Here is a 21,748-nt window from a genome sequence, read left to right on the forward strand (position 1 = left end):
ATAAAGGATACTAGTCTATCACTTTTAAAAAAATTGTCAACTATTTTTTGTATTTTTTAAAAAGAAAAACGAACCAGCTGACTGATCCGTTTTCATACGTTCTACTTCCGATACATTTTAAACTGTAGGAAGAGGTCGCTATATTTGCCTGTCCATTTATGGTCAAATTTCTCATAAACTTCTAGGTGTTTCATGGTTTCAGCATCTGGATAGAAGGCCTTGTCTTCTTTTTTCTCCTCTGGGAGCAATTCCTTAGCTGGTAGGTTTGGTGTTGAATAGCCGACATACTCTGCATTTTTAAGAGCATTTTCGGGTTTCAACATAAAGTTGATAAAGGCATAGGCTGCGTCCTGGTTTTTGACTGTTTTGGGAATGACCATATTGTCAAACCAAAGGTTGCTGGCTTCTGTCGGTACCACATAGCGTAGATTTTCGTTTTTTTCTAGCATTTGGCTGGCTTCACCAGAGAAGGTCACGCCGATAGCAGCGTTATTCTGAATCATGTAGCCCTTCATCTCGTCCGCAACGATAGCCTTGATATTTGGAGTCAATTTGTAGAGTTTGTCTACTGTCTCTTCCAACTGCTGTGGATCCTTTGAGTTGAGGCTGTAACCAAGCGAGTTAAGCCCGAGTCCCAATACCTCACGCGCTCCATCAAAGAGCATGATAGAGTTCTTATACTCTGGCTTCCAGAGGTCGTCCCAATGCTCAGGTGCCTCATCTACCATGGTTTCATTGTAGACAATTCCCAAGGTACCCCAGAAGTAAGGGATAGAGAATTTATTGCCTGGGTCAAAGGATTGGTTGAGGAACTCTGGTCCGATATTTTCAAGACCTTCAAGTTTTGAATAGTCAAGCGATACCAAGAGGTCTTCGTCCTTCATCTTGTTAATCATGTACTCACTAGGGATGGCAATATCGTAGGTCGTTCCACCCTGCTTGATCTTGGTATACATGGCTTCGTTGGAGTCAAAGGTCTCATACTGGACTTGGATTCCTGTTTCTTCTGTGAATTGCTCCAAGAGTTCTGGATCGATATAGTCACCCCAGTTGTAGATAACCAGTTTTTGACTATCTCGGCTATTGATTTTACTATCTAGATGAGTCGCAATTCCCCACAAGACCAGGATAATCGCAGCAATTCCTGCTAAAAATGAATAGAGTTTTTTCATGCTTGCTCCTCCTTCTCACGTGAGATAAAGTAATATCCAACCACTAGGATAATACTAAAGAGAAAAACAAGAGCAGACAGGGCATTGATTTCTAGGGAAATCCCCTTGCGAGCACGAGAATAAATCTCGACTGACAGGGTTGAGAAACCATTTCCCGTTACAAAGAAGGTCACGGCAAAGTCATCTAGCGAATAGGTGAAGGCCATGAAGTAACCTGCAATGATAGACGGAGTCAGGTAAGGAAGCATGATTTCCTTGAACATCTGAAATTGACTAGCTCCCAAGTCGTAAGCCGCATGAATCATGTCGCCGTTCATTTCCTTGAGTCGAGGCAAGACCATCAAGACCACGATAGGAATCGAGAAGGCCACGTGACTAGATAGAACAGTCAAAAAGCCAAGTGAAAACTTGAGTTGAGTAAAGAGAATCAAGAAGCTGGCACCAATCATAACGTCAGGCGCAACCATGAGGATATTATTGAGTGATAGAAAGGCTTCTTGGTATTTCTTACGAGACTGGTAGATGTAAATGGCACCAAAAGTCCCGATGATGGTCGCAATCAAGGCTGATAGAAAAGCCAAGAAAAAGGTCTGAGTCACAATCAACATAAGGCGACTATCACCAAACATGATTTTAAAATGGCTCAAGCTGAATCCTGTAAAGCTGTTCATGTCGTTACCTGAATTAAAGGCGTAGCCAATCAGATAAAAAATAGGCAGGTAGAGGACAAGAAAGACCAGTCCCAGATAAAGGTTGGCAAATTTTTTCATCGTTCTCTCCTTTCCTTAGTCACCCACATGGTGATGAACATGGTCAGGATGAGAATCACACCGATGGTTGAACCCATACCGTAGTTGTCATTGGTCAGGAAGTTTTGCTCAATGGCTGTCCCCAAGGTGATAACGCGGTTCCCACCAATCAAACGGGTCAGCATGAAGAGACTCAAACTTGGGATAAAGACCGACTGAACCCCACTTCGCACTCCATTCATCGATAGAGGGAAGATGACATGACGGAAGGTTTCCCACTTGGTCGCACCGAGGTCATAGCTGGCATTGATGAGATTGTTGTCCATATCATCCAAGACATTAAAGATTGGCAATATCATAAATGGAAGCTCGATGTAGCTTGCGACAAAGATAAAGGAGAAATCGGTAAAGAGCAACTGTTGCGAACCAATTCCGATAAATTCCAAGAATTGGTTAATAGAGCCATTCTGACCAAAAATCCCGATAAAGGCATAGGCCTTGAGGAGCAGGTTAATCCATGTCGGCAAGATAATCAGCATAAGCCAGAGTTGACGGTGCTTGAGACGAGTCAAAAAGAGGGCTGTCGGATAGCTGATGAGGAGGGTTACCAAGGTCACAATTCCTGCATAAAGCACTGAGTTGAAACTCATCTTTAGATAGGTCAAGTTTTGTGACGCAAAGTAGGATTTATAATTTTCTAAACTGAATTGGCCTTCAATGTTGAAAAAGGATTGTCCGAAAATCAAGACCAAGGGTGCGAGAACAAAGAGGGCAATCCAGAGCATGTAGGGCACTACAAAGAGTTTAGAGCTTGTTTTCTTCATCTCTTTCCTCCTCGATTGCATTGATCAGACCTGCTTCTTGCTCTTCGATTTCTACGTACTCTTCGATACGAGCATCGAACTCTTCTTCGGTTTCGTTGAGGCGCATGATGTGGATGTCTTCTGGTTCAAAGTCCAGACCGATTTCCTCACCCACGATAGCCTTACGAGTTGAGTGGATCATCCATTCATTTCCAAGCTCGTCATAGGCGATAATTTCGTAGTGAACCCCACGGAAGAGCTGGGTATCCACCTTAACTTGGAGCTTGCCTTCTTCAGGAAGGGTAATACGCAAGTCCTCTGGACGAATCACGACCTCAACAGGTTCATTTGGCTTCATCCCACCATCGACCGCTTCGAAGCGTTTGCCGTTAAACTCAACCAAGTAGTCCTCAATCATGGTACCTGACAAGATATTTGACTCACCGATAAAGGTCGCAACAAAATGGTTAATCGGCTCATCGTAGATATCCACAGGTGTTCCAGACTGGACAATCTCGCCATCATTCATAACGAAAATCCAGTCACTCATGGCCAGCGCTTCTTCCTGATCGTGAGTGACAAAGACAAAGGTAATGCCCAATCGTTGTTGTAGTTCACGCAGTTCATACTGCATATCTGTTCTTAATTTCAAGTCCAGCGCTGATAAAGGCTCGTCCAACAAAACCACACGGGGTTGGTTGATGATGGCACGAGCAATAGCCACACGCTGGCGTTGTCCTCCAGAGAGTTTTCGGATGGAACGCTTCTCATAACCTTCCAACTGAACCATCTTGAGAACTTCTGCTACACGCTGCTCGATTTCTTTCTTATCAATTTTACGCAAGCGAAGTGGAAAGGCAACATTTTCAAACACATTCATATGTGGAAACAAGGCATAGGATTGGAAGACTGTATGGACGTCTCGCTTGTTGGTTGGAATGTCATTGATACGGACACCGTCCAGCAAAATATCTCCTGTCGTCGCATCCAGTAAACCTGCAATGATGTTAAGGATAGTTGATTTCCCTGAACCAGATGCGCCTAGAAGAGTGTAGAATTTCCCTTCTTCCAACTCAAAGTTGATGTCTTTGAGAACCTTGGTGTTGCTGTCTTCAAAAACTTTAGAGACGTTTTTGAATTCAATAATTGGTTTTTTCAATTGTCATTTATTCCTTCTTTTTCATAGATTAACAGATCAGGGCTCTGTCAGACCGCTACTACCTCGTGTAGGAGATTGAACTGCCTACATTCTTCTGCACTGACGATAGGCTTTCACCCCCTTTCCATGACATAGCAGCAGCTTTTAAACTACAGCTTCCTACTTGCTTTCACCTAAAATACGGACCTCTCTCTCAAGAGTAACGCCAGAGTGTTCCTTGACTTTTTCAATCACAGACTCAATCAAGTCTTCGTAGTCTTTGGCCGTTCCATCTGCGACATTGATCATAAATCCTGCGTGCTTTTCAGACACTTCAACACCACCGATACGATAGCCTTTCAAGCCAGCTTCTGAAATTAATTGACCTGCAAAATGCCCTACTGGACGCTTAAAGACCGAACCACAAGATGGATATTCTAAAGGTTGCTTGAGTTCACGTAGATGCGTCAAGCGGTCCATTTCTTGCTTGATAACCTGATGGCTTCCTGGAGCAAGGGCAAATTTAGCTGACAAGACAACTGCACCAGACTCCTGAATAGCTGAGTGGCGGTAACCAAAAGCCAAATCTTTGGCAGACAGGGTTTCGATTTCTCCGTCCTTAGTCAAGACCTTACAAGACTGCAAGATGTGGGCAATCTCGCCACCATAGGCACCCGCATTCATAAAGACAGCACCACCGATGCTCCCTGGAATACCACAAGCAAACTCAAAACCAGTCAAACTATGACGAAGGGCAATGCGAGTTGTTTCAATCAAGTTGGCACCAGCTTCTGCTTCAATGGTATAGCCATCAACTGAAACATTATTGAGCTTGTCACACAAGATGACAAATCCACGAATCCCACCGTCACGAACGATAATGTTGCTGGCATTTCCAAGAACCATCCAAGGGATATTTTCTTGATTGGCAAATCTGACAACACGAGCCAACTCAAAACGATTTCGTGGAAAGACCAGATAATCAGCCTCTCCACCTACTTTTGTATAACTATAGCTATGCAAGGGTTCCTTAAAACGGATATCAATCCCTTCTAAGATTTCAAGCATTTTTTCTCTTACTGTCATGTTACTCTTCCTTTTTCAAAATTCATTCCATTATACCATTTTTAGAGACATTTGACGACCATAAAAAGACCTTGGTTTTTGCACAGAAAAAGAGGTTTCCCTCTTTTTCTTATGATTTCTTGCAAAAGATTGCCTTGGTTACATAGGTAACCAGAACGAGTTCCAGTGCTAGGACAACTTCCACCAAGACTGGATTGGTCAACCAGCCAACTTGGGCTAAAGATGGAGCTAAGTCAAAGAAGGCATGTAGACCATAGGCTGCTAGGAGATAAATCCATTTCTTCTGGCGAACAGCTTGGTAAACCCAAACAGTCAAGAGTAATTGGAAACCTAGCGCCAAGATTCTCTCAAAACCAAGCAAATAAATCTGCCATACAGATAGCGACTGAATAGTTTTCAACATATTTTCAGACAGCAATTGCATGACCTGTGGATTCTGAGTTTGAACTGCCGAAAGCACGATGTAAAGATTGAAGAGACTGGTAAGACCTAAGAAAATCAATTCCAAGCCACCATGACCTAACCCATAAGCCAAGGCATCTGCCTTTTCCAAACTTCTCTTTTTCTCCAACCATTTGAAGAAAATAAGGCGAGCTGTTTCCTCAAAAAATGCTGCCATGGCTAGTCCATAGAGGATATAGACAAGCGGATGGTCTTGCAAGAGGGCAATGCTACCGTCTTTTTGAGGATGTAAAACCAAGATATGCACCAGTTTTTCCAAAATCTGTGAAGAAACAAAGAAAGCGACAGTCCCCAAGCCCAAGACAGCTAGATTGATCTGATATTTCTTTTTGGCATACCAAATGCTTCCTAGCAAGAGAGCCAGCAACAGCACCATGGTAATGATAATATGAGTGGTCATTTTCGTCTCCTATTCTGCCTTTTCAATATCTTTTCTCATCTCTTCAACATTGAACTTAGCAAACAAGTATTGACGATCTTGGACTGGGAAACGTTGGTCCAACTGGTCAACTGCTCCTACCTCGATAATGCCTTCCTTGATGATAAAGTCCATGACATGTCCACCGAAGGTCAAATCATCTGAGATGAAGTGCAGATGGTAGCCTGCCACACTAACCCCATGGAAAATCTCTGGGGTCCAGAAACCAACGATGGTCCCCGCCACATTTTCACGACTATATTCTGGTTGGCGAGTTGCGACCTCAGCAAACTTGGTATCTGGTGTAGACTTGGGAATCATGCGCACATGCATATGCGAAAATTCTCCACGAATCTTGATAGAGCGAAAAAGATTTTCCCCGTCATAATAAGACTCGATTCGTTCTTCCAATTCCTTATCTGTCATCTCAAAGCGCTGGCGGAAAATGACCTCTGCCTGATGCGGTACCACTGCTGCGTAAGGAATAAGCGCATCTGGTGACACTTCCACAATTTCTGGCTGGTCTCCTGACCCTTTAGCCTGATAGGCCCTGCCATCCAAGACAATCAACTCCCCATCAATGGAATCCAAGGTTCCCAAACCAAGGTCACCATGCTCTAGCAATTCTCCTACTGTCATGGTCCCACCATAAAGGCCAGCCATCAAAGCTCCAAGGGTATTGTATTGAAATAATTTCACTGGTTCCTGCACGTTCTTATCCATTCTCTTTCTTGTCTGTTATTCTATAAATGTTACTCCTAAGTATACCACATTTGCCCCTAGATGTGAACGAGAGAAACACTCTAGACATTGCCAAGAAGGAAAAAAAAGGGTACAATGTAACAAAATCAAGGGAGGTCTGGAATGAAGAAACAAAGCAAGTACCAAGAGGTCGTTTCCTATCTGAAAAAAGGTATCGAGTCTGGACGCTTTCCGACGGGTAGCCGCCTGCCTTCTATCCGTCAACTGAGCCTTGACTTTCACTGTAGCAAGGATACTGTCCAACGAGCCCTGCTGGAATTACGGTACGAACAATACCTCTATGCCAAGCCCCAGAGTGGTTACTATGTCCTAGAACAAGGGCAACACCAGGATCTAGAAATCGAAGTCACTGATGAACATGCCAGTGCCTATGACGATTTCCGACTCTGTATCAATGAAACCTTGATTGGCCGAGAAAACTACCTCTTCAACTACTATGACAATCAAGAAGGTTTAGAAGACTTAAGACAATCCATTCATAAACTGCTCTTTGACCAAGCCCTCTACTGCAAGGCTGATCAACTTGTACTGACTTCTGGAACCCAACAAGCCCTTTTTATCCTTTCTCAAATATCCTTTCCTAGCCAAGCCAAGGAAATCTTGGTGGAACAGCCGACCTACCATCGGATGAATCGCCTCTTGATTGCTCAAGGATTAGACTATCAAACGATTGAACGAGGCATTGATGGGATTGACTTGGAGGAGCTGGAAGGTCACTTCAAAACAGGAAAAATTAAGTTTTTCTATACCATTCCTCGCTTTCACTATCCTCTGGGGCATTCCTATTCTGAGCAGGACAAACGGGCTATTCTTGACTTAGCTACCAAATATGGAGTCTATATCGTAGAGGACGACTATCTGGGGGATTTGGACTCCAAGAAGGGCCAGACTTTCCACTATCTAGATACAGAGGAGCGGATCATTTACATCAAGTCCTTCTCAACCAGCCTCTTTCCAGCCCTGCGGATTACGGCACTCATCCTTCCAAATGCTATCAAGGCAGCCTTTGTGGCCTACAAAAATATCCTAGACTACGACAGCAACCTCATCATGCAAAAGGCCCTGTCACTCTATATTGACAGTCAACTGTTTGAGAAAAATCGTCTAGCTCGCTTGTCCAATCAGGAAACTTACCAAAAACAACTCGAGAAAAGTTTAATCACAACTCCTTGTCCCCTCCCTCACTTTCCCCTACACGATGGTTTATTACTAGACCTGAGACAGTATCCTAAAATTGCTAGTCTCAAACACAGTCAGCTGAAATTGGACTTCTTTGAGGAGGCTTACTTGGATGCCTGCCCTTATCAATTTGCCAAGGTGTCCTTAGAGAACCTTGAAAATGTTTTAAACTATTTAAAAGCAGAATTGGATTGACTTCCAACTCTGCTTTTTTCTTATACTCTTCGAAAATCTCTTCAAACCACGTCAGCGTCGCCTTACCGTAGATATATGCAACTGACTTCGTCAGTCTTATCTACAACCTCAAAGCAGTGCTTTGAGCAGCTTGCGGCTAGCTTCCTAGTTTGCTCTTTGATTTTCATTGAGTATTATTCTTCAACTTCTGTTAAGGTTGCCGCTTTTTCAAGATAGCTTTGGTAGGTACCGTCATCCTTGAGTTTTTGGATGACCTTGTCCACCACTTCTTTCAAATCTGCACTATTTTTTCTAAGGGCAACTGCATTAGCTTCGCCATCCTTCATTTTCAAGCTGACAGTTGCGACAGCTAGGTCTGCATTTTTAGCAGCATAGCTAAGCGCAACAGGCTCATCCATGTGAACAGCATCAACTTTTCCAGCCTGCAATTCATTAACTGCTTCACCCATATTGGTTAGGGAAGTTAATTGAGCTTTTGGCAATTGTTCCTTGACCATAGATTCTGGAACAGTCCCTTTTTGGGCTGCAATATTAGCACTTTCAAGGCTAGTTAAATCCTTGTATTTTTCTACATCAGCCTTACGAACCAAGAAACTAATCTTGTTTTCATAGTAAGGGATTGAAAAATCAAAGACTTCTTTTCTCTCATCAGTAGCGCTAATTCCTGCGACAGCTAGGTCAGCCTTACCAGTTTGAAGACTAGTCAAGACATTATCAAAACTCATGCTTGAAATTTCCAACTTCACCCCAAGTTCATCAGCGATAGCTTGGGCCATATCAATATCCGCACCGACTACCTGGTTTTTTCCGTCAACTAAGGATTGGAATTCAAAAGGTGCATAGTCAGGACTGGTCGCCACAACTAATTTCCCCTTTTGCTTAATGGCCTCAACAGCTGACTGAGACTCATTAGAACCCGACTGGCAAGCCACTAAGAAGAAACTTGCAAGAAAACTACATAAAACAAATATCCATTTTTTTGATTTCATAAATAAACAACCTCTCTGTTAATTTTGTATAATTATAACTCTATCCAAGGTGCTTGTCAAGTGTTTTTTTTGAATTTTTATCTTAAAAATATTTTTTTCATTCAAAAAAGGAGCTATCAGTTGATTTTAAGCTCCTTTTTATACAGAATGAATCTATTTTATAGTTCCACAATCTTACCTGTTTCAAAGTAAACAACCCATTCACAGATATTCTTAGCATAATCTCCAATACGTTCTAAGAAGGCAATTACTTGAAAGTAATCACGACCTGTAACAATGGCATCTGGATTTTTCTTGATTTCTTCTGTAGCCAAGTCACGAATGCTATCAAAGTATTGGTTGATTTTTTCGTCCATGGCTGCTACTTCATAGGCCTGGTCTACTGAACCATTCAGATAGAGCTCAAGGGCTGCTTCGACGAAATTCTTGACATCGCGACCCATCCTCTTGATTTCTTCTTCAACAGCTGGGATGCGTTGTTCGCCCTTCATACGAATTGCCGCTTTAGCAATAGAAACAGCATGGTCACCCATACGTTCCAAGTCAGACACAGCCTTCAAGACTGTCAAAACAGTACGCAAGTCCTGAGAAACGGGTTGTTGAAGAGCAATCATTTCAAATGATTTCTTCTCCAATTTTACTTCGTATTCGTTTACTTCTGCATCATCTTCGATGACTTCCTTGGCCAAATCACGGTCATGCGTAACAAAGGCACGTACTGTACGATTGATTTGGGATAGCACTTCCTGTCCCATAGCATAGAACTGGTTGTGCAATTTCTCTAAATCTTCCTCAAATTGAGAACGTAACATCTTTTATCTCCTTATCCAAATTTTCCTGAAATATAATCTTCTGTTTCCTTGTGTTGTGGGTTTAGGAACATCTTCTTGGTATCATTAAACTCAATCAAATCTCCATCTAGGAAAAATCCTGTCTTATCAGAGATACGAGAGGCTTGTTGCATGGAACGCGTTACCAAGAGCATGGTGTATTTATCTTTTAAACCATACAAGGTTTCCTCAATCTTACCAGCCGAAATAGGGTCCAAGGCTGAAGTCGGTTCATCCAAAAGAATGATTTTAGGACTGGTTGCCAAGACACGAGCAACACAGACACGTTGTTGTTGTCCGCCTGAAAGGCCAATTGCTGAATCATGTAGGCGGTCCTTAACCTCATCCCAGATAGAAGCTCGTTGCAAGGCTTTTTCTACTGCTTCATCAAGGACTTGTTTATCCTTGACTCCATTGATACGTAGTCCGTAAACAACATTTTCGTAGATAGACATAGGGAAGGGATTGGGTTGTTGGAAAACCATACCGATTTCCTTACGTAATTCAACTGTATCTGTACGTGGGCTGTAAATGTTGTGGCCGTTGTAAACCACCGAACCAGTTGTAGTCACCTCTGGATTGAGGTCCCCCATACGATTGATAGCCTTAAGAAGGGTTGACTTTCCTGATCCAGATGGACCAATCAAGGCTGTAATTTCCTTAGGTTGGAAAGATAGGGAAACACTATTCAAGGCCTTCTTTTGATTNTAGTAAACAGACAGGTCTGACACCTGTAAAATCGCTTCTGTCATACTGTTTCCTTTCTATCCAAAGTGTCCTGTTACATAGTCATTGGTTGACTGTAGTTTGGCATTTTGGAAAATATTAGAGGTCTTATCGTACTCGATCAAGTCACCCAAGTAGAAAAATCCTGTGTAATCACTAGCACGCGCAGCTTGCTGCATACTGTGGGTCACGATGATGATAGTAAAGTCCTTTTTCAATTCCAACATGGTTTCTTCCAGCTGGGCTGTTGCAATGGGATCCAAGGCTGACGCAGGCTCATCCATCAAGAGGATATCTGGTTTAACAGAGATAGCACGCGCGATACAAAGACGTTGTTGCTGACCACCTGATAGGGTTAAGGCTGACTTGTGCAAATCGTCTTTAACCTGATTCCAAAGGGCCGCCTGACGAAGAGAGGTTTCCACAATTTCATCCAAGACTTGCTTGTCCTTAACTCCTGCACGTTCATGGGCAAAAGTGATGTTGCGATAAATAGACTTAGCAAAGGGATTTGGTCGTTGGAAGACCATTCCGATGTGCTTACGCATCTCATAGACATTGATTTCTGGACGGTTGACGTCAATCCCTTGATAAAGAATTTGACCTGTAACCTTTGCAATATCAATGGTATCATTCATACGGTTGAGACTACGGAGGTAGGTTGATTTCCCTGAACCAGAAGGGCCAATTAAGGCTGTAATTTTATTTTTTTCAAATTGCATATCGATGCCCTTGATGGATTCATTTTTACCGTAGTAAACATGTAAATCCTTGGTAGAGAGGGCCACTTTCTCTTCAGGAAAGGTGATGATATGCTTTTCATCCCAATTATATTTTGACATGGCTTCTCCTTTAGGCAGCGGTTAATTTCTTATGTAGGTAGCTTCCGAGTTTACGGGCTCCAAAGTTAAAGATAAGGATAAAGATGAGGAGCACGGCTGCAGAACCTGCTGATACGATTGTACCATCAGGAATAGTTCCTTCGCTATTGACTTTCCAGATGTGGACAGCCAAGGTTTCTGCTTGACGGAAGATAGAGATTGGGCTGGTTACACTGAGAATATTCCAGTTAGACCAGTCAAGAGCTGGAGCGGATTGTCCTGCTGTGTAAATCAAAGCAGCCGCCTCACCAAAGATACGACCAGAGGCCAAGACAACCCCAGTCACAATACCTGGAAGGGCTTCTGGAATGACCACATGGACCACAGTCTCCCAACGAGAAATCCCTAGAGCCAATCCAGCTTCACGCTGCGTATGGTGAACGTGTTTCAAGCTATCCTCAACATTTCGAGTCATCTGAGGTAAGTTAAAGACTGTCAAGGCCAAGGCACCTGAAATGATTGAAAATCCATACTCAAACTGAACTACAAAGATCAAGTAACCAAAGAGACCCACAACCACTGATGGCAGTGAAGACAAGATTTCAATACAGGTTCTGACAAAGTTGGTCACAGGACCTTTTTTGGCGTATTCAGCTAGGAAAATCCCAGCCCCCATAGATAAAGGCACAGAGATAATCAAGGTAATAACCAAGAGGAAGAAGGAATTATAGAGCTGAATTCCAATCCCACCACCTGCTTGGTAAGAAGATGATTTGCCAGTCAAGAAAGACCAAGAGATGTGGGGCAAACCACGAACCAAGATATAAAGAATCAAGGATGCCAAGATGGCAACGATAATTCCTGCAATCGAGTAGAGGACAGCTGTTGCAATTTTATCTAATTTCTTAGCGTGCATAGTTTTTCTTTCCTCTTTCTTTCGTAATCAATTTAATCACACTGTTGAAGGCCAAACTCATCAAGAGCAAGACTAAGGCCAGTGACCAAAGAACGTTATTATCAACTGTTCCCATAACGGTATTTCCGATACCCATGGTCAAAACAGAGGTCAAGGTCGCAGCAGGTGTTGTCAATGAAGTTGGGACAACGGCTGAGTTTCCGACCACCATCTGAATGGCCAAGGCCTCACCAAAGGCACGAGCCATCCCAAAGACCACTGCAGTGAAAATACCTGAACGCGCCGCCTTCAAGGTCACGCGCCAGATGGTTTGCCAACGAGTGGCTCCCATAGCCAAACTAGCTTCACGGTAGTGACGAGGCACCGCACGCAAGCTATCCGTTGTCATAAAGGTTACCGTCGGTAAAATCATGACAAAGAGAACGAAAATCCCTGACAAAATCCCAAAACCAGTTCCACCAAAGACACTGCGGACAAAAGGAACTACGACCTGCAAACCGATAAATCCATACACGACTGAAGGAATCCCGACCAGCAATTCAATGGCTGGTTGCAAGATTCTAGCACCTTTTGGTGAGACCTCCGTCATAAAGACTGCCGCACCAATGGCAAAAGGAGTGGCGATAAGGGCTGATAGGATTGTGACAATAAAGGAACCCAAAATCATAGGAAGGGCACCAAATTGTTTACCTGAAGGATTCCAAGTTTGTCCAAAGAGGAAATCAAAGATATTAACTCCATTGACAAAGAAGGTCGACAAACCTTTTTGGGCTACAAAAATCAAAATCATGGCCACAATGATAACAATCAAAGACAGACAGGCAAAGGTCAAGCCTTTTCCTAGTTTCTCTAGACGAGAGTTCTTTGAGGGAGAAAGTAATTTTTTAGCTAATTCTTCTTGATTCATTAGTGACTCCCTTCTAGTGCTGTCACCGTTCCTACAGCATCTTTTTCAACCTTCATTTCCTTGACAGAAATATAGCCCATTCCCTTAACGATTCCGCTTTGCGCTTCATCTGATAGGACAAAGTTGAGAAATTCTGCCACCAATTCATTAGGCTGACCTAGTGTGTACATGTGTTCGTAAGACCACAAAGGCCAGTTATTGGTTGTAACATTTTCTGCAGTCGGCTCATAGCCGTTCAATTTCATGCGTTTAACTGAGTCATCCACATAGGCAAAGGCTAGGTAAGAAATGGCTCCTGGGGTCTGGGAAACAATGTTTTTGACCATCCCATTTGAATCCTGTTCTTGACTCTGCATGGCAGATTGGCCATCCATGACAACACTATCAAAGGTTGCACGCGAACCTGAACTTGCCGCACGATTGATAATAGAAATGGCTAGGTCTTTCCCACCGACCTCTTTCCAGTTGGTTACTTGACCTGTGAAGATGCTACGGAGTTGTTCAGTTGTTAGATTTTCAACATCAACTTCCTTATTTACAATGACTGCCAAGCCCGCTACGGCTACCTTATGGTCCACTAGGGCTGAGGCGTTGATACCGTCTTTTTCCTCGGCAAATACGTCTGAATTTCCTACATCAACAGCTCCAGATTGAACCTGAGACAAACCTGTACCAGATCCTCCACCTTGGACGTTGACTGTTTTCCCAACGTGCAGAGAGCCGAATTCATCTGCTGCTGCTTCGACCAAGGGCTGAAGAGCTGTTGAGCCAACAGCTGTCATGGATTCTCCACGATCAATCCAGCTAGCACATCCCGCCAAAGAACCTGCTAGCAAAAGAGCTGCAAGGGATAGAGCGAGTTTTTTCCTTTTTTTCACTGTTTTTTCTCCTTGAAAATAATGGTGAATGCTGTGAATTTTTTCAACTATTTATTGATGTTTTCCTTTTGAAAATGGGGAGCCAACTGAAGTTGCTAGCCTGGTTTAACTAGAAATTTGCTTAGTTACTATCTCCACCAATTTTGACTGAAAATGAAAGACAATTTGAAAAAAATCCATACTTCCACTATAACATAGACAAGCTACTTTGACTAGCATTTTCACTTGAATCTGAGGCCTTTTGGAAAATAATTTTTCAAAACATTTCCAGTCACCTTAGCAAAGCCTAAACCATTTCCTTGAACCAAAACTTGGTACCAACCATTTGGCAGACTTTCCGCCAGCTGAACAGTTTCTCCAGCGACATACTTTACAAACGCTTCTTGGTCAATTTCAAGCGACTGCTTGACCTGACTCGGTTTCAAGGCTAGACCAAGAGCAAAACTAGGCTCAAAGCGTTTCTTCTTAAAGGTCCCTAGATGCAGGCCATTGCGAGCAATCTTGAGTTTCCCTAAATCTGGCAAGAGTTCTGGTAAGAGATAGAGTTGGTCACCAAAAGTCTGCAAGATCCCCCTTAGATTGATCTTCAAGTGGTTTTGAGCAAATTCCTGCCACAAGGCAACTTGTTCACGGCTGAGATTGCTCTTACTTGCCTTACATTTTGGTGCTAGATTTTCACCTTTAAATTGTAAATGAGCTACAAACTGACCCTCTCCCTTAAAATGATGAGGATACATCCGAGCCGTTTCTGGCAGGTCAATTCCAGCTACCATTCCATTGATATGCTCAACTGGCAACAAATCAAAATCATACTCTTTCAGTAGCCAATTGACAATCTCTTCGTTTTCCTCGGGTGCCCAGGTACAAGTCGAATAAACCAGACGACCACCTTGAGCTAACATGGTCACCGCATCCTCTAGAATTTCTCTTTGCAAGCTAGCACATTGACTTGGATAATCTAAGCTCCAATAGTCCATAGCATCTGGTTGCTTACGAAACATCCCTTCCCCAGAGCAAGGAGCATCAAGGACAATCAGGTCAAAATAGCCTTTAAAAACCTTGGCCAAGCGGTCAGCAGATTCATTGGTCACCACGACATTTGTCGCTCCAAAGCGCTCCATGTTTTCAACTAAAATCTTAGCCCGTTTGCTTGAAATTTCATTGGAGACGAGAAGCCCTTCCCCTGCTAGATAGGCTGCTAACTGAGTTGATTTACCACCTGGAGCAGCGGCCAAATCCAAAACCTTCATTCCAGGATTGGGTTGGGCTACCTGAGCCACCATCTGGGCAGCAGGTTCTTGCGAATAGACCAAACCTGTAGCATGTTCAGGCGATTTCCCTGAAACCTTCCCATAGTGTCCCCAAGGAGTTTGAGGAATGGCATTAGGAAAGGAAACTTGCTCTTCTTTTAAAGGATTGACCCGAAAGGCCGAAACCGCTTCCTCCTCAAAAGAGGCAAGAAAATCTCTTGCCTCATCTCCTAATATCTCTTCATATTTTTCAACAAATCCTTCTGGAAATTGCATTTAAGTTCTTTTCCTTTCGTAAATATAGGACTGAATTTCCTCCTGCATCTCAAGAGGTAGCATCATGACTGGCTGTCTGGTTTGAAAATTAGGAGTTTCACCAGAAAGAGTCACAACCCGATAGCCCAGACTTTCCCCTAAAATACTAGCCGCAGCATAATCCCATGGTTGCAGATAGGTGACATAGGTCAACAAACGCCCTGACAAAATCTTGGCAAAACTAATGGCCGCACTCCCATAGACACGAACACCAAGAACCGCTCGGCTCAAATCAGCCAGCCCCCATTCATTGGTTTCCAGCATACCACTATTTCCTGCAATGAGAAAATCTCCAAGTGGTTTTGCTTTAAAGGGAGCTAGTGGCTTATCATTTAGACAAACTGGAAAGACTCCACCACCGTGATAACAATCCCCTTTGACCACATCATAAATCAGACCAAACTGTCCCTGACCATTTTCAAAATAAGCCATCATGACAGCAAAATCTTCCTGCTGTGCTACAAAGTTATTGGTACCATCAATGGGATCAATGACCCAAACCTTGCCCTCTTGAACCGAAGCTCGCAGACAACCCTCTTCAGCGCAAATCTTATCCTCAGGATAACGGGATAAAATCTCACTAACCAAGAACTCCTGAACTTCCTTGTCTAGTCTGGTCACTAAGTCTGTCGGAGAGGACTTGGTCTCAACCTGCAAGTCTTCCTGCATATGGTCAAGGATGTACTGGCCTGCTTTTTTCACAAGCTCTTTGGCAAATTCAAACTTACTTTCCAAGAGAAATCTTTCCTTCCCCTTTTTCCTTGGCGACCTGAACCGCTCGGTAAAGCGAATAGCCACTAACCGTTTCAAATTCTCGTCCCAAACGTTTCTCTTCGCTCTTGCTTGGCACAACCAATTTGAATCCCTTATAGGAATCCAGTAGCTTTTTAGCCTCTACCTTGTCTTCATAGGCAGCTTCAACACCATTAAAAAAAGAAAGCACTGAAGCAAGTTCTTCAGTGCTCCACGACAAATCTAGTGGGTAACTATACTGTTTGTTCATTAACTAATACCAGCTCTCATTCTTGCTTCTTTTAGTTCTTGCTTACGGTAACTACGAGGGAGAAAAGCACGAATCTCATCTTCATTAAAACCGATCTGCATGCGTTTGGCATCAATAATAATGGGACGACGCAAAAGACTAGGGTACTGCTCAATTAAATGAAGCAATTCCGATACCGAAATACTCTCTACATCAATATTCAATTTTTGAAAAATTTTTGAACGAGTTGAAATGATGTCATCAGTACCATTTTCGGTCAAGGAAAGGATGTGTTGCAATTCTTTTCTTGTTAAAGGGCTGGTCATGATATTGTGTTCCACAAAGGGAACCTTATGTTTTTCTAACCAGGCCTTAGCCTTACGACATGATGTACAGCTCGGTGATAGAAATAGTGTAATCATGCTTTTCTCTTCTTATCTATACTTTGCTACTTCTATTATACAAAAAAATAAAGCGCTTGACTAGGGATTTTTAGAAAAAAAGCCTATTTTTTCAAGAAAAATAGACTGCTTGCGAACGATTGACACAATTGGATTTGGTTAATTCACTCTTAACGATGGTTTCAAATGATATACAATTTTATATATACAAATTAAAAACATCTTTCCTTTCACTTCCTACGACTTTTCAGATACAGATAGCCGAAGAAGCTTTCATAGAGGGCGAAAAAGAGGAGGAAGGCATGGAGGAAGAAGGTCTCTGGTAAAATCAGAATAACTGGATCCTTGGCTGGATCAAAGAGCCAAGTATCATCTCCCACAAAGAGAATTTGATGGAAAAGAGTAAAGAATTGGTCAAAACCAATCAAAACTCCCCCAAGCCCAATCAGCAAAGGCAAGACTATTAGAGTCAAAAGCCCCTTACTGAATAGAGATAAAAAGCCCTTTTTCACAATCCCTTTGACAAAGAAATAGAAACTCGGCAGTGTCACTAGGGCAACCAGCTGTACCAAGTGAAAGAGATTCTTCACCACTGCAAAGTGGTGCAAACCAGCTGCTGACGAACGAAAATCTGGCATATCTAGAACCTGACTAAAAGGATTGGTCAGGTAATTCATCAAGATATGAAAGTTGTACTGAATAGTTTCTGGTTTTAAATAGACCCGATTCGTTAAGTTCAGCCACTGAATTTCCAGCGGATAAACAATCCAAGCCAGATAGATGGTCAGAAGGATTGAGAGGGAGAGGAAAAAGAGCATAGAGCCCCAAAAGGTCAATTTAGTTTTCATCAAAATTCCACTCCGAAAGGCTAGAAACCACATGTGTCGGTGCGATTGGCAGGTCTGCTACTTCTTCCGCCTTGGTAAAACCTGTCGTCACTAAGAGCGTTGGAATGCCATTGTCAATCCCTGCTCGGATATCTGTTAAGTAGTTATCCCCAACCATAATCAACTCTTCACGTTGCAAACCTAAGTGCTCAACCGCCTTGTTCATAATGATGGCATTTGGTTTTCCAATATAAACAGGCTTCACTCTCGTTGCCACTTCAAGCAGTGTAATCAGTGAACCAGCACCCGGTAAAAGACCGCGTTCTGTCGGGATGTTAAGGTCAGGGTTGGTTCCGATAAAATGGGCACCCTTTTGGATAGCCAGAGTTGCTGTAGCAAATTTTTCATAGTCGACTTGCCAGTCCAAACCTACTACCACATAGGCAGGATTTTCCTTGTCTTCCACATAACCAGCCGACTTGATGGCTTCCTTGAGCCCTGCTTCACCAATGACATAGACCGTCTTTTCCAGTCCTAAGTCATTCATATAGTCGATCGTTGCCAAAGTCGCTGTGTAGACAGTAGATGAGGGCGTATCGATATTAAAATTCTGAGCCAACATCTCCTGAACACTCTCTGGAGTGCGGGTTGTATTGTTGGTCACAAAGAGATAGGGGATATCCCGCTTTTGCAATTCATGGACAAAAGCCTCCCCTGCTGGAATTCTGTCTTTCCCCTTATAAATGGTTCCGTCTAAATCAATTAAATAGCCTTTGTATTTCATATATTTTACCCTAATCCTTTTTTATTTCTTGCCAAGTGATAATAGCTTGGGCATTGGTAGCCCCGTCGCTTGTAATCTCATGCTTGCTTTCCAGTCCAGTCCGTTCAACAGCCGATGTAATCACCCCACCTGGTCGAACTTCCTTGACATACTTGAGGTTGATTTTCTTGGGAATATACTGGGTCAAAAAATCTGCTCCCATGACCTCAAAAATCCAGTCCAAGTATTTACTGTTATTGACATGGCCATTCATATCCAAATCGTAAAAACGAACATGGTAATCCTTGCTGATTGGCTCTTCCAAGGACTCATACTTTGGCCCACGGATAAGTTTTTTATCAAACTCAGACTGGTACGGAGCCACAATCTCAGGCTCGACAGCATGGACTTTTCGACTGTCTCGCTCCATAAGAACAAAGGTCGCCATCATGTGGATGAGCTCCTGCCCCGTTTCATCATAAATAGTAAAGCGACGGTAGCAAAAGAGGCGATTGTAGCTCAAAGCTTCCGTTTCGATAGTGATTTCTTCTGCAAAACGAGGCAAACGAGCCACCTCAATATCGTATTCTGTGATAATCCAGACTAGATTATAGTCCTCCAAAATGGTTTTATCACTAACTCCCAGTTCAATCGACTGCATCCCTGAAACTTGCAAGGACAGCAAAATCACATCTGGAAGTTTGATATGACCGTTCATATCAGCCATATCAAAAGGAATTTTCATTTTCATTTGATAAGTTAAGCCCATGATCCTACTCCAAAATAAATCGTTCTGCTACAGTATCTCCCAAAAAGAGACCTCTCTTTGTCATACGCACGCGATCACCGTCTATTTGCATGAGACCTTGTTGAACCAAGTCTCTGACAATTTCGCCATAAAGCCCCTCAAAAGACTGTCCGAATTTTTTCTCAAATCGTATTATAGAAACCCCTGATTTCTTGCGGAGCCCCAGAAACATTTCTTCTTCCATTTGCTCTTTTTGACTCAGGTGCTCTTCTGTAATACGAGCATTGCCTTCCTCAACCGCACTAAGATAATGACGAATGGGACCATGATTTTTATAACGAACACCATTGACATAACCAGATGCCCCAGCACCGATGCCATAGTATTCGGCATTGTCCCAGTACATGAGATTGTGGCGACTTTCAAAACTGGGTTTGGAAAAATTGGAAATCTCATAATGCTCAAAACCAGCTCGCTCAAGCTCAGTTATGATGTACTCAAACATCTCCGCTTCCAGTTCCTCCTTAGGCAGAGGCAATTTTCCTCGTCGCATACGATTCATAAAGACCGTATGATTTTCCAATATCAAGCTATAGAGACTCATGTGGGGAATATCCAACCCAATGGCCTTAGCTACATTTTCCTTAACTTGCTCCATAGTCTGGCCAGGCAGCGCATAAATCAAGTCAATGGAGATGTTGTCAAAACCAACCAGTTTCAGACGATCGATATTTTCATAAATATCCTTCTCCAAATGACTACGCCCAATCTTTTTCAGCATCTTGTCATCAAATGTCTGCACGCCTAGCGAAACACGATTGACAGCTGAGTTCTTCAAAACAGCAATCTTGTCCGCATCCAAGTCACCCGGATTGGCTTCAATGGTCAACTCTTCCAAGACTGACAAGTCCAAATTTTTAGTCAAGCCATCCAGTAACACCTCCAGTTGCGGAGCTGACAGGGCTGTTGGTGTGCCACCACCGATGTAGAGGGTTGACAACTTTTGAATATCATAAGATTGAAACTCTTCTAACAGATGTTCCAAATAACTATCTACCGGCTGATTCTTGATAAAAACTTTTGAAAAGTCACAATAATAACAAATCTGGGTACAAAACGGGATATGCACATAGGCTGATGTTGGTTTCTTCTGCATAGTCTTATTATACCACAAAAAGCGAACAATACTTAGAATTCCGTTTAACAAAATCCTAGCATTGTTCGCTTTTTTATCTAATCATTCTTTGTATTTTATGACTAACACGATTCCCAGAACCAATCTAGTTTGTCTTTACAATACAAAAGAATGAATGTTCATCTGACTAAATTTTTAGTCTTCTTTTTTCTTGCGAGCTACAAGTCCAAATCCACTCAATAGTCCAAGAAGTCCTAGAGATGCAAGAGCAGCATTTGATTCTGTTCCTGTATTTGGCAATACATTTTGAGAATCATTTGATTTAGCTCCATTATCATTAGTAGTCTTAGTATCTACCTGATCTGCATTCGGAGTAACTGCATCTGTAGTTGGAGTTGTTGGTGAAGGTGCAGGTGTATCTTGACCAGAACCTCCATTAGTAGCAGGTGTTACTGGCGCAACTGGAATTGTATTTGTATTTGAACCTACTTTTCTGAAAATGTGTGTCATTACTGACTCATTTTCATCAATCATTGTTCTTACAAATTCATATCCTGGAATTGTTCCATGTTCAGCATTCTTTTCATTACCTGTCTTAACAGATGGTTTCAATACATTTCCGTCTTCATCAATCCAGCGAACCTCAATAGTTAATTCTGGTAAAGTGATTGGCTCAGGTAGTTCACCGTTCACTCCACCGTTGAATTCTGGTAATTCAACTGTTGGCGGATCTATTAAGTTCCCGTTTCCATCCACCCCATTTGACGAGATTGGATTTGTGTAGTCTGGGGTTTCTGTTTGAACTTCTGGTTCACCTTTTGAACTTGAAATTTTACCTGGAATTGTGATGTCACTTGTGCCTTCTTTTGGAAGTTTGCCTTCTTCTTGCGCACTTCCTTTTCCAGTCTGTGGTGTTGCTGGTAATTCGTCATTTGGCAATGTTACTTTGCCATCTGTTACGACTTTCTCTCCTTTAACACCTGGTAATTTCACTTTTGTGCCATTTGGTACGCCGCTTACTGTCACGTCCACATTTCCAGTTGTTGGATCTTGCGTTCCTANTGTAAAGGTTGGGGTGCCACTTTCTACCAATTTCTTAGGAATTGTGATGTCACTTGTGCCTTCTTTTGGAAGTTTGCCTTCTTCTTGCGCACTTCCTTTTCCAGTCTGTGGTGTTGCTGGTAATTCGTCATTTGGCAATGTTACTTTGCCATCTGTTACGACTTTCTCTCCTTTAACACCTGGTAATTTNACTTTTGTGCCATTTGGTACGCCGCTTACTGTCACATCCACATT

24 protein-coding genes are annotated in these 21,748 nt (G+C 42.6%); 1 reads left to right on the forward strand and 23 read right to left on the reverse strand.

The window, feature by feature from the left end; translation table 11 throughout:
• Window positions 1-101: 101 nt before the first annotated feature.
• The 7 genes from D8787_RS04240 to budA form a co-directional block, all read right to left on the reverse strand.
• On the reverse strand, window positions 102-1,172 hold the full coding sequence (locus tag D8787_RS04240) for an ABC transporter substrate-binding protein (RefSeq protein WP_125421044.1): 1,071 nt from the start codon (window positions 1,170-1,172) through the stop codon (window positions 102-104).
• Complete coding sequence (locus tag D8787_RS04245) at window positions 1,169-1,942, reverse strand: ABC transporter permease (protein ID WP_125421047.1); 774 nt, start codon at window positions 1,940-1,942, stop codon at window positions 1,169-1,171. Before D8787_RS04245 ends, D8787_RS04240 begins: the two co-directional genes overlap by 4 nt.
• Window positions 1,939-2,745 carry an ABC transporter permease gene (locus D8787_RS04250; RefSeq protein WP_000753805.1) on the reverse strand — a complete coding sequence of 269 codons (807 nt, stop codon included), beginning with the start codon at window positions 2,743-2,745 and terminating at the stop codon, window positions 1,939-1,941. Before D8787_RS04250 ends, D8787_RS04245 begins: the two co-directional genes overlap by 4 nt.
• Window positions 2,726-3,883 (reverse strand): ABC transporter ATP-binding protein, encoded by a 1,158-nt coding sequence (locus D8787_RS04255; RefSeq protein WP_016398756.1) that lies wholly within the window; start codon window positions 3,881-3,883, stop codon window positions 2,726-2,728. Before D8787_RS04255 ends, D8787_RS04250 begins: the two co-directional genes overlap by 20 nt.
• Window positions 3,884-4,042: 159 nt before the next feature.
• Entirely contained in the window at window positions 4,043-4,948 is a 906-nt protein-coding gene (gene murB, locus D8787_RS04260) for a UDP-N-acetylmuramate dehydrogenase (protein ID WP_042900679.1), read from the reverse strand.
• A gap of 109 nt (window positions 4,949-5,057) precedes the next feature.
• The gene (locus D8787_RS04265; RefSeq protein WP_125421050.1) at window positions 5,058-5,810 is read right to left on the reverse strand and encodes a YhfC family intramembrane metalloprotease; all 753 of its coding nucleotides are present in this window, start codon (window positions 5,808-5,810) and stop codon (window positions 5,058-5,060) included.
• Between the two features lie 9 nt (window positions 5,811-5,819).
• Window positions 5,820-6,551 carry an acetolactate decarboxylase gene (gene budA, locus D8787_RS04270; RefSeq protein ID WP_125421053.1) on the reverse strand — a complete coding sequence of 244 codons (732 nt, stop codon included), beginning with the start codon at window positions 6,549-6,551 and terminating at the stop codon, window positions 5,820-5,822.
• Between the two features lie 141 nt (window positions 6,552-6,692).
• Between budA and D8787_RS04275 the strand changes: the two genes are divergently transcribed.
• Entirely contained in the window at window positions 6,693-7,964 is a 1,272-nt protein-coding gene (locus D8787_RS04275) for a PLP-dependent aminotransferase family protein (protein WP_125421056.1), read from the forward strand.
• 173 nt (window positions 7,965-8,137) lie between these two features.
• On the opposite strand, the gene D8787_RS04280 is transcribed toward D8787_RS04275, so the two are convergent.
• The 16 genes from D8787_RS04280 to D8787_RS04355 all read right to left on the reverse strand — a co-directional run.
• Complete coding sequence (locus D8787_RS04280; RefSeq protein WP_125421059.1) at window positions 8,138-8,953, reverse strand: ABC transporter substrate-binding protein; 816 nt, start codon at window positions 8,951-8,953, stop codon at window positions 8,138-8,140.
• 158 nt (window positions 8,954-9,111) lie between these two features.
• Window positions 9,112-9,765 carry a phosphate signaling complex protein PhoU gene (phoU, locus tag D8787_RS04285; protein ID WP_042900673.1) on the reverse strand — a complete coding sequence of 218 codons (654 nt, stop codon included), beginning with the start codon at window positions 9,763-9,765 and terminating at the stop codon, window positions 9,112-9,114.
• Between the two features lie 11 nt (window positions 9,766-9,776).
• Window positions 9,777-10,535 carry a phosphate ABC transporter ATP-binding protein PstB gene (gene pstB / locus D8787_RS04290; protein WP_125421062.1) on the reverse strand — a complete coding sequence of 253 codons (759 nt, stop codon included), beginning with the start codon at window positions 10,533-10,535 and terminating at the stop codon, window positions 9,777-9,779.
• A gap of 12 nt (window positions 10,536-10,547) precedes the next feature.
• Complete coding sequence (gene pstB / locus D8787_RS04295) at window positions 10,548-11,351, reverse strand: phosphate ABC transporter ATP-binding protein PstB (protein WP_125421065.1); 804 nt, start codon at window positions 11,349-11,351, stop codon at window positions 10,548-10,550.
• 10 nt (window positions 11,352-11,361) lie between these two features.
• A complete protein-coding gene (gene pstA, locus D8787_RS04300) occupies window positions 11,362-12,246 on the reverse strand; it encodes a phosphate ABC transporter permease PstA (RefSeq protein WP_000543046.1) in 885 nt (294 codons plus the stop codon).
• Entirely contained in the window at window positions 12,236-13,153 is a 918-nt protein-coding gene (gene pstC, locus D8787_RS04305) for a phosphate ABC transporter permease subunit PstC (protein ID WP_001070903.1), read from the reverse strand. The genes pstA and pstC overlap by 11 nt, the downstream gene beginning before the upstream one ends.
• Window positions 13,153-14,031, reverse strand: coding sequence for a phosphate ABC transporter substrate-binding protein PstS (locus D8787_RS04310; RefSeq protein ID WP_125421068.1), 879 nt, complete (start codon window positions 14,029-14,031; stop codon window positions 13,153-13,155). The genes pstC and D8787_RS04310 overlap by 1 nt, the downstream gene beginning before the upstream one ends.
• Before the next feature lie 221 nt (window positions 14,032-14,252).
• Window positions 14,253-15,557, reverse strand: coding sequence for an RsmF rRNA methyltransferase first C-terminal domain-containing protein (locus D8787_RS04315; RefSeq protein WP_125421071.1), 1,305 nt, complete (start codon window positions 15,555-15,557; stop codon window positions 14,253-14,255).
• Window positions 15,558-16,331, reverse strand: coding sequence for an inositol monophosphatase family protein (locus tag D8787_RS04320; protein WP_125421074.1), 774 nt, complete (start codon window positions 16,329-16,331; stop codon window positions 15,558-15,560). It abuts the gene before it with no gap.
• On the reverse strand, window positions 16,321-16,599 hold the full coding sequence (locus D8787_RS04325; protein ID WP_125421077.1) for a UPF0223 family protein: 279 nt from the start codon (window positions 16,597-16,599) through the stop codon (window positions 16,321-16,323). The genes D8787_RS04320 and D8787_RS04325 overlap by 11 nt, the downstream gene beginning before the upstream one ends.
• Complete coding sequence (locus D8787_RS04330; RefSeq protein WP_000631259.1) at window positions 16,599-17,000, reverse strand: Spx/MgsR family RNA polymerase-binding regulatory protein; 402 nt, start codon at window positions 16,998-17,000, stop codon at window positions 16,599-16,601. Before D8787_RS04330 ends, D8787_RS04325 begins: the two co-directional genes overlap by 1 nt.
• Window positions 17,001-17,209: 209 nt before the next feature.
• Complete coding sequence (locus D8787_RS04335; RefSeq protein WP_125421080.1) at window positions 17,210-17,827, reverse strand: TIGR01906 family membrane protein; 618 nt, start codon at window positions 17,825-17,827, stop codon at window positions 17,210-17,212.
• Window positions 17,817-18,590 carry a TIGR01457 family HAD-type hydrolase gene (locus D8787_RS04340; protein ID WP_125421083.1) on the reverse strand — a complete coding sequence of 258 codons (774 nt, stop codon included), beginning with the start codon at window positions 18,588-18,590 and terminating at the stop codon, window positions 17,817-17,819. Before D8787_RS04340 ends, D8787_RS04335 begins: the two co-directional genes overlap by 11 nt.
• 10 nt (window positions 18,591-18,600) lie before the next feature.
• Window positions 18,601-19,338 (reverse strand): acyl-[acyl-carrier-protein] thioesterase, encoded by a 738-nt coding sequence (locus D8787_RS04345; RefSeq protein ID WP_125421086.1) that lies wholly within the window; start codon window positions 19,336-19,338, stop codon window positions 18,601-18,603.
• A gap of 4 nt (window positions 19,339-19,342) precedes the next feature.
• Complete coding sequence (hemW, locus tag D8787_RS04350; RefSeq protein ID WP_125421089.1) at window positions 19,343-20,473, reverse strand: radical SAM family heme chaperone HemW; 1,131 nt, start codon at window positions 20,471-20,473, stop codon at window positions 19,343-19,345.
• Between the two features lie 174 nt (window positions 20,474-20,647).
• Window positions 20,648-21,748 (reverse strand): LPXTG cell wall anchor domain-containing protein (locus tag D8787_RS04355; protein WP_125421092.1); only part of this gene is annotated, 1,101 nt, incomplete at its 5' end.

Origin of the sequence: Streptococcus mitis, from assembly GCF_003944325.1 — a bacterium.
GTDB lineage: Bacteria > Bacillota > Bacilli > Lactobacillales > Streptococcaceae > Streptococcus > Streptococcus mitis_CW.

Bases quoted from the DNA above. Each gene is read 5' to 3' on its own strand.
- D8787_RS04250 (WP_000753805.1), bottom strand. From the start codon at position 2,745: ATGAAGAAAACAAGCTCTAAACTCTTTGTAGTGCCCTACATGCTCTGG.
- pstB (WP_125421065.1), bottom strand. From the start codon at position 11,351: ATGTCAAAATATAATTGGGATGAAAAGCATATCATCACCTTTCCTGAA.
- D8787_RS04275 (WP_125421056.1), top strand. From the start codon at position 6,693: ATGAAGAAACAAAGCAAGTACCAAGAGGTCGTTTCCTATCTGAAAAAA.
- pstC (WP_001070903.1), bottom strand. From the start codon at position 13,153: ATGAATCAAGAAGAATTAGCTAAAAAATTACTTTCTCCCTCAAAGAAC.
- D8787_RS04265 (WP_125421050.1), bottom strand. From the start codon at position 5,810: ATGACCACTCATATTATCATTACCATGGTGCTGTTGCTGGCTCTCTTG.
- murB (WP_042900679.1), bottom strand. From the start codon at position 4,948: ATGACAGTAAGAGAAAAAATGCTTGAAATCTTAGAAGGGATTGATATC.
- pstA (WP_000543046.1), bottom strand. From the start codon at position 12,246: ATGCACGCTAAGAAATTAGATAAAATTGCAACAGCTGTCCTCTACTCG.
- budA (WP_125421053.1), bottom strand. From the start codon at position 6,551: ATGGATAAGAACGTGCAGGAACCAGTGAAATTATTTCAATACAATACC.
- D8787_RS04335 (WP_125421080.1), bottom strand. From the start codon at position 17,827: ATGAAAACTAAATTGACCTTTTGGGGCTCTATGCTCTTTTTCCTCTCC.
- D8787_RS04280 (WP_125421059.1), bottom strand. From the start codon at position 8,953: ATGAAATCAAAAAAATGGATATTTGTTTTATGTAGTTTTCTTGCAAGT.
- D8787_RS04240 (WP_125421044.1), bottom strand. From the start codon at position 1,172: ATGAAAAAACTCTATTCATTTTTAGCAGGAATTGCTGCGATTATCCTG.
- phoU (WP_042900673.1), bottom strand. From the start codon at position 9,765: ATGTTACGTTCTCAATTTGAGGAAGATTTAGAGAAATTGCACAACCAG.
- D8787_RS04315 (WP_125421071.1), bottom strand. From the start codon at position 15,557: ATGCAATTTCCAGAAGGATTTGTTGAAAAATATGAAGAGATATTAGGA.
- D8787_RS04340 (WP_125421083.1), bottom strand. From the start codon at position 18,590: ATGAAATACAAAGGCTATTTAATTGATTTAGACGGAACCATTTATAAG.
- D8787_RS04325 (WP_125421077.1), bottom strand. From the start codon at position 16,599: ATGAACAAACAGTATAGTTACCCACTAGATTTGTCGTGGAGCACTGAA.
- D8787_RS04345 (WP_125421086.1), bottom strand. From the start codon at position 19,338: ATGGGCTTAACTTATCAAATGAAAATGAAAATTCCTTTTGATATGGCT.
- D8787_RS04245 (WP_125421047.1), bottom strand. From the start codon at position 1,942: ATGAAAAAATTTGCCAACCTTTATCTGGGACTGGTCTTTCTTGTCCTC.
- hemW (WP_125421089.1), bottom strand. From the start codon at position 20,473: ATGCAGAAGAAACCAACATCAGCCTATGTGCATATCCCGTTTTGTACC.
- D8787_RS04330 (WP_000631259.1), bottom strand. From the start codon at position 17,000: ATGATTACACTATTTCTATCACCGAGCTGTACATCATGTCGTAAGGCT.